The sequence below is a fragment of the Sutterella sp. AM11-39 genome, from assembly GCF_003472385.1.
Classification (GTDB): domain Bacteria; phylum Pseudomonadota; class Gammaproteobacteria; order Burkholderiales; family Burkholderiaceae_F; genus Duodenibacillus; species Duodenibacillus intestinigallinarum.
Genome location: NZ_QRLV01000012.1, coordinates 45,400 through 57,444, shown reverse-complemented (window position 1 = coordinate 57,444; position 12,045 = coordinate 45,400). Strand labels below are relative to the sequence as shown.

11 protein-coding genes are annotated in these 12,045 nt (G+C 50.8%); 2 read left to right on the top strand and 9 right to left on the bottom strand.

Annotation, left to right across the window (positions count from 1 at the left end; translation table 11 throughout):
- Both tnpA and DW133_RS08880 read right to left on the bottom strand, forming a co-directional pair.
- Positions 1-278 (bottom strand): IS200/IS605 family transposase (tnpA, locus tag DW133_RS08885; RefSeq protein WP_118276307.1); only part of this gene is annotated, 278 nt, incomplete at its 3' end.
- Between the two features lie 949 nt (positions 279-1,227).
- Positions 1,228-2,529 carry a Y-family DNA polymerase gene (locus DW133_RS08880; RefSeq protein ID WP_158571176.1) on the bottom strand — a complete coding sequence of 434 codons (1,302 nt, stop codon included), beginning with the start codon at positions 2,527-2,529 and terminating at the stop codon, positions 1,228-1,230.
- Positions 2,530-2,596: 67 nt separating this feature from the next.
- On the opposite strand from DW133_RS08880, the gene DW133_RS08875 reads away from it, so the two are divergent.
- On the top strand, positions 2,597-3,223 hold the full coding sequence (locus tag DW133_RS08875) for a LexA family transcriptional regulator (protein ID WP_118276304.1): 627 nt from the start codon (positions 2,597-2,599) through the stop codon (positions 3,221-3,223).
- A 132-nt stretch (positions 3,224-3,355) separates the two neighbouring features.
- On the opposite strand, the gene DW133_RS08870 is transcribed toward DW133_RS08875, so the two are convergent.
- From DW133_RS08870 to DW133_RS08855, 4 genes are all read right to left on the bottom strand, one after another.
- The gene (locus DW133_RS08870) at positions 3,356-4,294 is read right to left on the bottom strand and encodes a carbon-nitrogen hydrolase family protein (protein WP_118276303.1); all 939 of its coding nucleotides are present in this window, start codon (positions 4,292-4,294) and stop codon (positions 3,356-3,358) included.
- Positions 4,295-4,319: 25 nt separating this feature from the next.
- Positions 4,320-5,594: a TRAP transporter large permease gene (locus tag DW133_RS08865; protein ID WP_118276302.1), complete on the bottom strand. Its 1,275-nt coding sequence runs from the start codon at positions 5,592-5,594 to the stop codon at positions 4,320-4,322.
- Entirely contained in the window at positions 5,587-6,081 is a 495-nt protein-coding gene (locus DW133_RS08860) for a TRAP transporter small permease (RefSeq protein ID WP_118276301.1), read from the bottom strand. The genes DW133_RS08865 and DW133_RS08860 overlap by 8 nt, the downstream gene beginning before the upstream one ends.
- A gap of 71 nt (positions 6,082-6,152) precedes the next feature.
- Positions 6,153-7,169: a DctP family TRAP transporter solute-binding subunit gene (locus DW133_RS08855; RefSeq protein ID WP_158571175.1), complete on the bottom strand. Its 1,017-nt coding sequence runs from the start codon at positions 7,167-7,169 to the stop codon at positions 6,153-6,155.
- Positions 7,170-7,210: 41 nt separating this feature from the next.
- Between DW133_RS08855 and DW133_RS08850 the strand changes: the two genes are divergently transcribed.
- Positions 7,211-8,242: a LysR family transcriptional regulator gene (locus tag DW133_RS08850; RefSeq protein WP_158571174.1), complete on the top strand. Its 1,032-nt coding sequence runs from the start codon at positions 7,211-7,213 to the stop codon at positions 8,240-8,242.
- Positions 8,243-8,455: 213 nt separating this feature from the next.
- On the opposite strand, the gene DW133_RS08845 is transcribed toward DW133_RS08850, so the two are convergent.
- The 3 genes from DW133_RS08845 to DW133_RS08835 form a co-directional block, all read right to left on the bottom strand.
- Positions 8,456-9,985, bottom strand: a complete 1,530-nt coding sequence (locus tag DW133_RS08845) for a flavocytochrome c (RefSeq protein WP_369907953.1) — start codon at positions 9,983-9,985, stop codon at positions 8,456-8,458.
- A 118-nt stretch (positions 9,986-10,103) separates the two neighbouring features.
- Entirely contained in the window at positions 10,104-11,060 is a 957-nt protein-coding gene (locus tag DW133_RS08840) for a LysR family transcriptional regulator (RefSeq protein ID WP_118276298.1), read from the bottom strand.
- A 255-nt stretch (positions 11,061-11,315) separates the two neighbouring features.
- Positions 11,316-11,561 carry a translation repressor RelB gene (locus DW133_RS08835; RefSeq protein WP_233542163.1) on the bottom strand — a complete coding sequence of 82 codons (246 nt, stop codon included), beginning with the start codon at positions 11,559-11,561 and terminating at the stop codon, positions 11,316-11,318.
- Between the last annotated feature and the right edge of the window lie 484 nt (positions 11,562-12,045).

Sequence of the window (12,045 nt, the reverse complement as noted above, 5' to 3'; positions counted from 1 at the left end):
TGCTGAAGGAATAACTTGCGTGCCGTAGTTCCCTTTAGCTTTTTAACGGCGTCCGAAACAGCTTTCGAAGGAGGTATGCTGACGAACAGATGGATGTGATCAGGCTGAATTTCCAGACTCAGAATCACCCAGCCGTTTTCGTTGCACACTTCTGTTAAGAGAAGACGCAAAGAATCGGCAACAGCTCCCGTCAATACTGATCTTCGGTACTTGGGACACCATACCACATGATATGCAGTCTGGTAAACACAATTCCGATTAAAAACTACTTCCAGCATGGACACATATTATCATTTTTAGAGCCGCGATTCCTCCCGCGGCTAAAACCGCGGGTTTCCTCGCGGATTTATATGATTCAAGTTCACCGACGCGGCCAAAGAAATCTGTGTCGCCCATCTTCTGCTCCTGCGCCAACTATTTTATTTTCCTGATTTAACTATTAAAGATTATGTTCAGCCAGATCACAATCTGCCAGATCATAATCTTCACACTTTTCCTATCGCTCCCCGACACGCTCAGATCTGCCGCAATTCAATCGGCCTTGAGTAAATCATTCCTCTTCGTCGTCGGACAGAGTGCCAAACCCTCTGGCCTCATTGCCTAATCCATCTGCGCTGCAAGCCACTGCGCCTCGATGAACGGCCTACGCCCCGCTGCGCGGATCCCCTCCATTAAGCGAGGCTTTGGGCTTGACACGATCACCCCCTGAGTCGAAGTTGACCTCGACTCGTTACATCGTCACGGTAAGGAGGATGCAAGGATAAAATCGAAGAAGATTCTCCGACGAGAGCGTTTGGTGTCAACCAAATCAGGTCTTTGTAAAAAAGCTGTCGACAGTTTTAGGCAAAAACCAAAGAACTGTCTACTTATTCAGTCACACCGCAGAAAACTGTCAACCAATTTCAGGCAAGGACAGAGACCTGCATATATGCATCAAAATTCTGGGAATTTGATGCATGCACGCATGCTATTTCTCGGAATTTGATGCATTTTGCTCCAAATACCCTGCACTGAGACAAGCAAAAACTCTGGAGAAGAAAGGATGCAACGAATTGCCATGGACAAGCAGTTCGCATAAAAGCATTACGAAGCAAAGCGCCTGATGCTTCTGGCTTTGGAAAAGCAAAAAGCGGGCTTTCCGAGCAATGTCACGCAGTGAGGCGGTGAGTGGTCCTGGTCATTGAGCGGCAGACCGTCTCTTCCCGACACGCTCAGATCTGCCGCAATTCAGTTAGCCTTGAGCAAATCATCCCATTTCGTCGTCGGACAGGGCGATAAATACTCTCGCCGCATCGCCCACTCCGCAGAACACTTGGCACTTGCGAGCGTCACCACCTTGCCGCCAAACTTCTCGTTCAGTGCCTCAATCGAAGCCTGAATCCGTTCTCGGCGTTTCAGAACCTCGATCTCATCCGTGTCGAAAAGCGTCGTCGGCACCAAAGAGTGTTCAGCCGGCACCAGGTCGGCAAGCATGACACCCGCTTTCTTGTACCCGTATCCTTCCTTGAAAAAGGCTCGCACCAGATCGTGCGCAGCCCGGGTAAGCGTGATCACATCCGCGCACGCGTGTGGCAACGGTCTGTATTCGACGACTGCGTGATAACGGCCGTTGGCTTTAAACGGATCCGTATGAAACATCACTCCCACCGTTTTGGCGGCGCAGCCCTGCTTACGCAACACATTGACGGCTTCGGCCATGTGAACCGATACGGCCGCAAGAATGGCGTCCATGTCGCTGCATGTCACGTCAAAGCTGCGTGTCCGAACAATCTGTTGCCGCGGCTGCGGATGATCTTCCAAAGGAATGCACGAGACGCCAAGAATCTCTCTGTGAGTTCGCTCAAGTACGACCGTGAAGCGCCTGCGAATGAGTGAAGCGTCCATCCGGGCAAAATCAAGCACCGTCTTCACGCCCATGGCTTCCAATCTCTCGCGGTTTCTGGAGCCGATTCCCCAGATTTCCTTGATCGGCGTAATCGCCATGGCTTTGCGCTGACGCTCCGGCGTCAGCTCCAGCCAATTGACAACGCCGTTAAAAACCGGATAGGTCTTGGCAAAGTGGTCGCACAGTTTGGCAAGCGTCTTGGTGGGAGCAATCCCTGCGCACGTCGGAATGCCGACCCACTTGTAGACGCGCTGACGTATGGATTGCGCCAGAGCGGTCAAACGTGCCGGATCCTCGTCTTCCACCCCGGTTAAATCCCCAAACACTTCGTCGATGGAATACGACTCCATACGCGGAATCATGCCGGCAACGGTTCGTTGCATCCGCCCAGAGATTGAGTTGTAGAGCTCGTAGTTGGAGGACAAAACGGCCACCTTGTTGGCTTCAACGATGTCCTTGACCTTAAAAAGCGGCATGCCGCGCTTGAGTCCCACAGCTTTGGCTTCCTTGGTGAGCGCCACGATGCAACCGTCATTGTTGGAAAGCACAACAACAGGTTTGCCACGCAGCTCGGGACGGAAAAGCCGCTCGCAGCTGCAGTAAAACGAATTGCCGTCCAGATGGAGAAAAATAGGCGTAGACATTTGCATACGAATCTTGTTTTGAGGTAGGATACGTTATTCGTATACAAATCGCAAGTGCGAGAATCCCATGGAAAAAAGCAAAAAACAGCCTTCGTCCCAAGAACACAAACCGGTTGGAAGACCTCGTCTGACCAATGAGTTGCTTGATGTCAATCTTCAGGTTCGCGTGACCAAGAAGCTTGCCGACACCTGCAAGTCACTGGGCGGCGCAAACTTTATGAGACCCCTGCTTGAAGCGGCAACGCAGCGGGCAATGGCGCTCAAGAAACTGGCTCCCGCTCGTCCCGGTGAAGACTCCGAAGGCATCAAGTTCATCGACCTGACGGTTCAGTGCGGCTTTCCCTCCCCTGCTGCGGACTATGCCGAAAACGACCTGTCGCTCAACGACTACTTCGTGAAAAACCGCGATGCGACTTTCATTATTGAAGCACGCGGTGACTCCATGATCGATGCCGGCATCTACGAGGGTGACATTCTCATCATCGATCGCTCCGTTGAACCGCGCCGCGGCGACATTGTTCTCGCCTACCTGCAAGGGGACTTCACGCTCAAAAAGCTCGAATTTGTCGACGGTAAACCGGAACTGCATCCGCAAAACAGCTCCGGCAACTATCCGGTCATTCACCCGGGCGAATACGACGACTTCTCAATCGAAGGCGTTCTGGTCGGGTCCGGCAGAAGGTACCGCAATTGAGGAGCCCTCAAAGATTCTGAAAAGATGTATTCCTCAACGCACTTGAGGACCATGATTTGCTGAATTTGCAGGGCATAAAAAACTCCCAGACTGTCTCAACCGTTAGTGATCACGTAGTCTGGGAGTTTGGCGTTAATCTTCGATCGTCTCAAAGCCGGTCTTGGCTCGTTCATCCACAACCAGCGTGAAGATATCGTTGCGGGCGTAGTGACCGCAGACATCAAAGTCATATTGACCTTCCGCCCGAATACCCATGTCGAGTTCGGCAATCAGCATGCCTTCTTTGTTATAGAGCGGCTCACAGACATATCGTCCGAGCGGATCAATAATCGCGCTGCCGCCGCGGCACATGATATCGGGCTCGCCATCAAGTTCCCCTCTCTCCAAGATATCCTTCGGGTACATATCCTTGGTGACAAACTGATTGCATCCGAGTACAAAGCAACGGCCTTCAATGGCGATATGCTGAATCGTCGACTGCCAAGTGTCGCGGGAATCCGCCGTCGGGGCCAAATAAATAGCCACATCCTTGCCGTACATTGCTGCACGCAGCATCGGCATGTAGTTTTCCCAACAAATGACCGCTCCCATCGTGCCGAACGGCGTCTTGATCGCCGGCATCGTGCTACCGTCTCCCCGTCCCCAGATAAGGCGTTCCGAGCCAGTCGGCATCAATTTACGATGTTTGCCGAGAAGCGTTCCGTCAGGCCCGTAGAAAACAACACAGCAATAGAGCGTTCCGTATTCACGCTCCATCACACCGACAACCAAATACACATTGCTGTCCGCTGCAATTTGTCCTAAACGATCCGAGTCAGGACCGGGCACATCAATGGAATTTTCGTAGTAACGTCGGAAATCTTTTCGGCCTTCTTCGGTTCGTTTACCTACGTTTGCTCCGAAGCTCATGCCTCGCGGGTAACAAGGAATGAAAGACTCAGGAAACAAGACCAACTGCGCGCCCTTTGCGGCGGCCTTAGGAACCAGTTCAGCAATTTTGTCGATCGTTGCATCTTTATTAAAAAGCACCGGTGCTGCTTGAACCACAGCGACTTTTACGCTTTCAGTCATGATTGACTCCTTTCACATAGATGCATCAGCCAAGGAGGTTGGCCGCACTCAAAATGATTGACGGGAAATACGTAATGGCCAAAAGAACCAACATCAGAATTGCCAAATAAGGCATGCAGTTGACAATCACGTCTTTGAACGGAACATCCTTTCTGAGTCCGTTAGCAACGAACAAATTGATGCCCATAGGCGGAGTCAGCAGACCGATTGCCAAGTTGACAATCATGACTACGCCAAAGTGAACCGGATCAATGCCGAATTGCAGAAGAATCGGCAACATGATCGGACCGAGCAAAATAACCGCTGCATTTACTTCCATCAAGCACCCGGTGATGAGCAAAATAATGTTCAAGATCAGGAGCATCACAGCAGTCGAATCCGTGAGTCCGGTCATAAAAGTTGTGATTTTCACAGGTATCTGTTGGGTTGTCATGATCCAGCTCATGGATGCCGCACAGCCTATGATCATCATCACCATTGCAGCCGGCACAGCCGCATCACCGAAACTCTTGAAGGCATCCTTCCACGTGAGTTCCTTGTAGATAAAAAGTCCTACAAACAAACTGTAGACGCAGGCCACTGCCGCCGCTTCGGTCGGAGTGAAAAAACCGCCGTAGATGCCGCCCAAAATAATTACGGGCATCATGATCCCCCAGGACGCCTCTTTCAGGGCAGCCAACGGACGCAGTTTTTCAAAGTTGCGCGACTTGTACCCCTTTTTGCGGCAGATGAGATAGCAAACCAACATCATCGACAAGCCCATCAGAATGCCTGGGACAATGCCTCCGGCAAAAAGTTTGCCGATGGATGCATTCATCGTGATTCCATATGTGACAAGCGGAATCGAAGGTGGTATCACGAAGCCGGTGGTTCCGGCAGCAGCAGCTAGAGCCACGGCAAATTTCGGGTCATAACCATCCCTGATCATGGCCGGAATCATGATGCTGCCGATGGCTACCACAGTGGCAGGCGCTGAGCCAGAAATCGCCGAAAAGAACATACTTGCCAGAATCGTGACAATGCCCAACCCGCCATAGATGTTGCCGACGCAGTTCTTTGCCAGAAGGATCAGGCGACGCGAGATTCCACCGCGCTCCATCAAAACGCCGGCAATCATGAAAAGCGGGATCGCCAACAAGGCAAAGGAGTCCATGCCGGTAAACATCTTCTGGGTGACCACGAACAACGGGATGCGACCGTTGAACCAAATAGCCAGAGCCGCCGCTGCACCGATACTAAAAGCGATCGGCACATTCAAGACAATGAGAACAGCCAAAGCGATTAATAAAACCTCACCCATTTTGGCCCTCCGTCTCTTCTGTCAATAACAGCTGTATCAGAAAGTGTGCACACATCAGTGAACAACCGACCGGCACTGCCAAAAAGGCATAACAAAGAGGAAATTGCAAAGCAGGCGTCACTTGCCCCGTTTTGAATAAACGCAGAAAATAAATGAAACCGTAATAAGCCATAACCCCCATAAAAGCCGTGCATATCAGGCTTGCAAGTCGAGCACATACAGCCTGAAGACTCTGGGGAAGCAATTTCACAAAAACTTCAACGCCGACATGAGCCCCTTTGACAATGCCCAGGCTCGCACCGAAAAAAATTGCAGCAATGCTGATATAGCGCGACAGCTCGTCCGTCCAGCCTGCACCATGCTGAATAACATAGCGCTCGAAAATGCCGTAACTGATCACTGTCGTCATGGCAATCATCAAAACTGAAGCGAAAAACTCTTCGATGCGTATCAGCGTTGAACGGACAGTGAATAGAAATTTGTTCATATCACCCCTCCTCTCCGAAGCCGGAGTTGGTATTGACTCCGGCTGTGGGGTTGCTGAGACAGAAAAACAAACTACTTGATTGTTTTTTTGGCTTCGTCGACAGCTGCCATAAATTCATCGACCAATGCGTCGCCGAGTTCCTTACGAATAAGAGCCTCCGTGCTCTTTGTCGCTTCCTGGAACTGACGTTTTTCATCTTCAGTCAGTTCGATGACCTGTACGCCCTTGGACTTCATAAACTCAATGCCTTCATCGCTTTGCTTGGCGTTGCGGGCTCGTTCTTCAGATCTCCAAAGCTTGGCGCCTTCCTGAAGAATGGCCTGATGTTCGGGCTTCAGAGACTGGTAGAAATCTTCGTTGATGACAAAAAGGTACGGGGCGTACAGGTGGCCTGTCATGATCAGATACTTCTGCACTTCATAAAAGCGCATTGACTGAATCAGCGAAATCGGGTTTTCCTGACCATCGCACACACCCTGAGCAAGACCTGTATAGAGCTCAGCAAAAGCCATTGCAGTCGGAATGGCTCCCATGCCTCGGATCATTTCCATGTGTGCGGGATTTTCCATCACACGCAACTTCAGACCCGCAGCATCCTTGGGCGTATGAATTTCTTTCTTGGTTGTCGTGAAATGCCGCAAACCATTTTCACCGTAGACAAAACAGCGAATCCCGGTTCTCTTCAACAGCAAATCACGCAGTTTGTCGCCAAACGGGCCATCCAAAACTTTGTGTGCTTGCTCAGCCTTTGTGAATGTGAAGGGAATGTCAAAAATCAGAGTTTCCTTCAAAAAATTAGAGAACGGAGCATTTGTGATGGTGCCTGTTTCCAAAGTTCCCATCTGGATACTTTCGAGCATTTCACGCTCGCCGCCTAACTGAGAAGCCGGGAAAGTTTTGACGATTAGTTCTCCATTGGATTTTTCTTCCACAAACTTTTTGAAAATTTGTGCGGAATCTTCCAGTCGATCGCCAGTTGCAGGACAAACATGACCGAGCTTGATTTCAATCGGAGCTGCCATCGAACTCGCAGAGATCGTAAAAGTCATCGCAACGGCAGCAGCAACGCAGGCAAGGAGCTTCTTCATAACGTCCTCCCAGAGGTGATATTTCGAAGAACGAAAGAGTCTTGCTAGACTTTCCAGAAGATTTGATCCGATGCCAGCAAGGCTCATTCGGTCTTTTCTTCTTTTATTATCAGGAAATTAAAGCTGACACAGACCAAGAAATGAACACATCTGATATTTGCCAACCTGATATCAGGGATATCGATTTGAATCTTCTGAATGTCTTTCTGACTGTCTACGACGAAAGAAGTGCCACAAAGGCCGCCGAGCGCCTGAGATTAACCCAGGCTTCAGTGTCTAACAAAATCGCAGAATTGAGACGGATTTATAGGGATCCCCTGTTCAAGAGAACAGGCCGAGGGCTGCTCCCCACGAGTTTTGCTGACCGCATCTATCCGTTTGTGAGAGACTCTCTTTCCTGCGTGCAGTCTTCATTGCGCCTTCAGGACAATGACTACATCGGACGCACAATCATTATTGGGCTATCCGATGATTTTGAATTGGCTTTCAGCTCGCACATTTCAAAATTCGCGAAGAACATTACTGGATGCGGGCGCATCCATTTCAAACAGACGAACTCCCATTTGGTTTCGGAAGCTCTTCTAACCCGGTCTTTTGATCTCGCTCTGACTGCCGGCGGCTATACCGAAGAGGGTATCTCCTCTCTTGCTCTGGGATCCTGCAACTACGCCTGTCTGATTGATCCGGACGTTCTCGACATTGACGCCATTTCGTTGCCCTTTTATCTTGCTCACGAACACGTCATGCTCTCAGCCAGCGGACTTTTCGGCATTGTTGATGATGTTCTGGCAAGCATCGGTTTAACACGTAAAGTACGTACTTCAACCACTCACTTCGCTGCAATTCCCTACCTCGTCAAAGGAACTGATTGCATCTCGACCATTCCGAAACATGCGGCAAAAGCGATTGCCAAAATGACATCGTTGCGTTGTCTGGATGCGCCCATTGAGTTTCCGTCACAAAACTTCGGGATTGCTTGGAGAAACTTCGCCGGACGAGATCGTGTCATCAAAGAATTGATTGATACCTTGAAAAAAGAGCTACCGGCCATATACGCCGAGCTTTGCAACTGAAGTCGGATTTTCACAAATCTGTCTATTCATTGCCGAAGACAAAATCAAAATTAGCCACTTCATTGAAGATTTTTATAACAAAATTCTTCAATGGACTGACGATTTATTGAGCAGCTATAGCTCCGCTTCACACACAAAGGGACAGACAAAAGCCTGTCCCTCCCTTTGTGATTCTTTCAGCGATGCCGCCTGATACGGGCGGAAATCAGACAATTACATCCACGGCTTCTGCGCAGCAGCCTGCTTGCCTGCAATTCGACCGTTGATAAGCGCGTCGGCCGTACCGCAGGAACCCAAACGCACAGCCCCGTGCACACCGCCCGTGGCTTCGCCGGCAGCGTACAGACCCGGGATCAAATGACCCTGAACATGGTAGACCTGCGCCTTTTCGTTGGTGTAGAGGCCGCCCATGCAGTGGTGAATCTTGGGCGACATGCGTGCAACATACCAGGGACCGTTTTCGAGCTTCTTTGCCTTGGCGTTGACGGGACGCCCAATCGGATCCTTCCTGGTGTCAACCGCTTTGTTCGCTTCAGCAATGGTCTGCTTGAGCGCTTCAACGGGAATGTTGAACTTCTTGGCCAAGTCTTCGAGCGTCTTAAATTCGAACACCACGCCGCGTTCGAGCTGTCGCTTGAGCATGCCCGGACGAATTTCCTCGAAGGAGGCTGCGGTACCGGCGTCACCGATAGCCAAGCAGTCGTGTCCTTGGTTGAGGCGTTCGAGAATGGCAAGCGAACGCACCTTGCGGTTGGCCAGTTCGTTCACAAAGCGCTTGCCGGTCGTCGCATCGACCCAAACACCGAACATAGAGACATGGCCCGACCAGGCAAAACCGATGCCAAAACCCTTTTCGTCGGGAGAGGTCTGCGGCAAGATCTGAATCTGATCGGCCTGAATGACATGAGCGCCGATGGCCATGGCCGCACGCCAACCTTCGGATGTGGCACCGGGTTGATTGGTCGTATCAAACTTGTTCGTGAGCTTCGGGTCGTAAATTTGACGGAACTGAGCGTCCGCGGAGAAGCCGCCGTAGCAAAGCACAACAGCACGCTTGGCGGCCAGATACTTCACCTTGCCGGAATCCTTATTGGGGAAGCGGTAGCCTTCACGGATCTTGACGCCCACCACGCGGCCTTCGTCATTGACGATGATCTCTTCCATGAGCGTGCGCAGACGGGGTTTGACGCCGAGCTTTTCAAGAGCGGCAAGTTCCTTGTTGACGATTTCGGAGCCGGAACCGTTGATGGTAAAGAGGCTGCGGGGAACGGTATGTCCGCCTTCCTGCTTGATGTTCTTGTCCTGATACTGCACGCCGAGTTCGTCAACCGTCCAGCGATACGTTTCAACAGCCGCTTCGCACAAGGCCTTGACCTTATCGGGATGGTTCATGGCGTCGCCCGCCTTGATCATGTCCTTGGCCATGAGTTCAGGCGAATCCTTAATGCCGAGCTTCTTTTGCAAAGGAGAACCGGGAACGGCCAGAATGCCGCCGTTGATTGCCGAGTTACCGCCCGCCACGCGCATCTTTTCCAAGAGCGCAACCGTGGCTCCCGCCTTCTTGGCCTCATAAGCAGCCGCCAAACCAGCAAAGCCCGAACCGATGATCACGACATCGACAGCTTCGTCCCATTTGGCAGGAACCTTGGTGGAAGCCACCACCCAGCTCGGCAACGCAGATACTGCCGCCGTTGCCGTCAAAACCTGTACAAAACCTCTGCGGCTTAGTTTGTTCATCAGCATGGTTTCTCTCCTTCTTATCAGAGCTGATTAACGCAACAGATTTTTTGATTGTAGGAAACGGCTTTCGAGGCAGCCCGTCGGAATCGGTCAAAGGTTTTGCAAATTCTGCAAAACGCCGTCAAAGCGAATCAGGATTTACACCAAGGATGCGAAAACCCTCTTCTCTTCGGCTGTCAATTTCCTGTGTGGCACGCTTGGCATACCAAGCTGCAAATCGACCGACTGCCGTTTGCTGGTCGTCTTCCTTGCGTGTGGCGATGCTGTAGTCCCAGTAGTCACGGTGCCAGCCGTTGAGAACGGGCACCAGCGTTTTCTGTCGAAGTTCATCAAGGATCATGCCGAGCGGCACGTCAAGCGCGATGCCGTAGCCGTTGACAACGGCATCCTTGATGTTGAGCATGTCGTGGTGAAAGATCACGTGCTTCCACTGAACCGGACATCTATGATCACGAAGCAACAAATGAGTAGCCTGAGGAAAGTTTTCTCCGGCCTTGAGTACCAGCGTATGCCGAACAAGGTCCTCGGGCGAAGCAGGAGTTCCGAAACGCCGCAGATACTCGGGAGAAGCCACCGGCATGGTGAAGGCGTGCATGGCCGGATAAATTTTGAGCGAGGGATTGTTCGGTCGATAAGGAAGAAAAACGACATCCACTTCGTGATTCAAAAGCGCCTCCACTCCTTGTTCAATTGAAGCTTCGATCACAATATGCGGAGCGATCTTGTGATATTCGGCAAGTTGCTTGTTGAGGTAGAAGCGTCCGATTCCCACGGGCGTTGAGAGGCGCACCACGTGATGCAAGCCTTTTTCGGCGTTGAGAAAGTCCTCGAACTCACACCACAGAGGCAAAACTGTCTTGAGCTTTGCAAGAACCTTTTGGCCGAAAGCGGTCGGTCGAAGCGGATGCCGGCTACGATCAATGAGCGTCTCTCCCAGATCGTCTTCAAGTTGCGCAAGTAGCCGACTGAGTTTACTCACCGACAGATCCAGCTCGATTGCCGCGCGCGACAAGCTGCCGGTCTTCGTGATGGCTTGGAAAACCTTCCAGGCGACGATGTTTGTTGATGTGGCGCGCATGCGGACAAAACCGAGAGATGTGGTCTGACTAACGTTCAACACCGATTATCCATCCAAACATTGTTTGCGAAAACAGGTGCAATTCCTCACTCAAAATTGATTCAAAAGCATTTCAGTTTGCCGATCCGGCCGGGACTCTGGTCTCGGGGTGCGATAGTTCCAATGACCATCGGACGCTCTTTTGATTTTTCCGGTTGATCCTCACAGCGAAAAGCCGGACACCTCACTTCAAACTGTTGTGACTCGGCAAACTGATCAGTTGTCGTCCTCATCATCTCGCCATGATGCCGGCAAAACAACCGCATCGCCTTCTATTTTTGGACGAAAAAGGTTCGGATAGCCTAAATCAATTGTCGGTGAGCGTCTTACATCAAACGGGAAGCCTCCGACTTCATTGAATTTTCGAATAAGAACCTTCAATGCGCTAGACGAAGAAAGGCCGAGAGCTTCTGCAGTTTCAACAAATTTTTTCTTTTCGTCCGCCGTCAGTTTGGTGTTCAATGTAACAGTTGCTTTCACATAATATTACGACAATGTCGTATTTTATTTTCCTCTGTCATGGCAAAACTTCACGATATTGATAACACTAGGTCGTCTTAAGAAATGATGTCTACTCGATACAAAAGAGCCTCGGCAATTCAACGAATGTCGGGGCTCTCGTGTTTTTACTCTTTATAACTTGTCAACCCAAACTCTCGGCCCTTTAGATAATCAAGGCAGCCAGAGAGTTTGGGTTTCGGGAAGCGTCCGGTTTTTCTGAGATCCAAATCAGACGTAGGTTTTACTTCTGCGCCTTTGCATAAGCAGCGGCGTTTTCACCCGCAATCTTGCCGTACACAAGACCAATGATGGCGGCAAATCCAACTTCGTTGGCATACGCTTCGTGCACGGTCTACTTCATCATGACACGGCTCTTGAGATTAACAGCTTTTGAAACGCTGGATTAGCGGTCGAGTACTGCGATGCAAAACCGCCTGCAACTAGT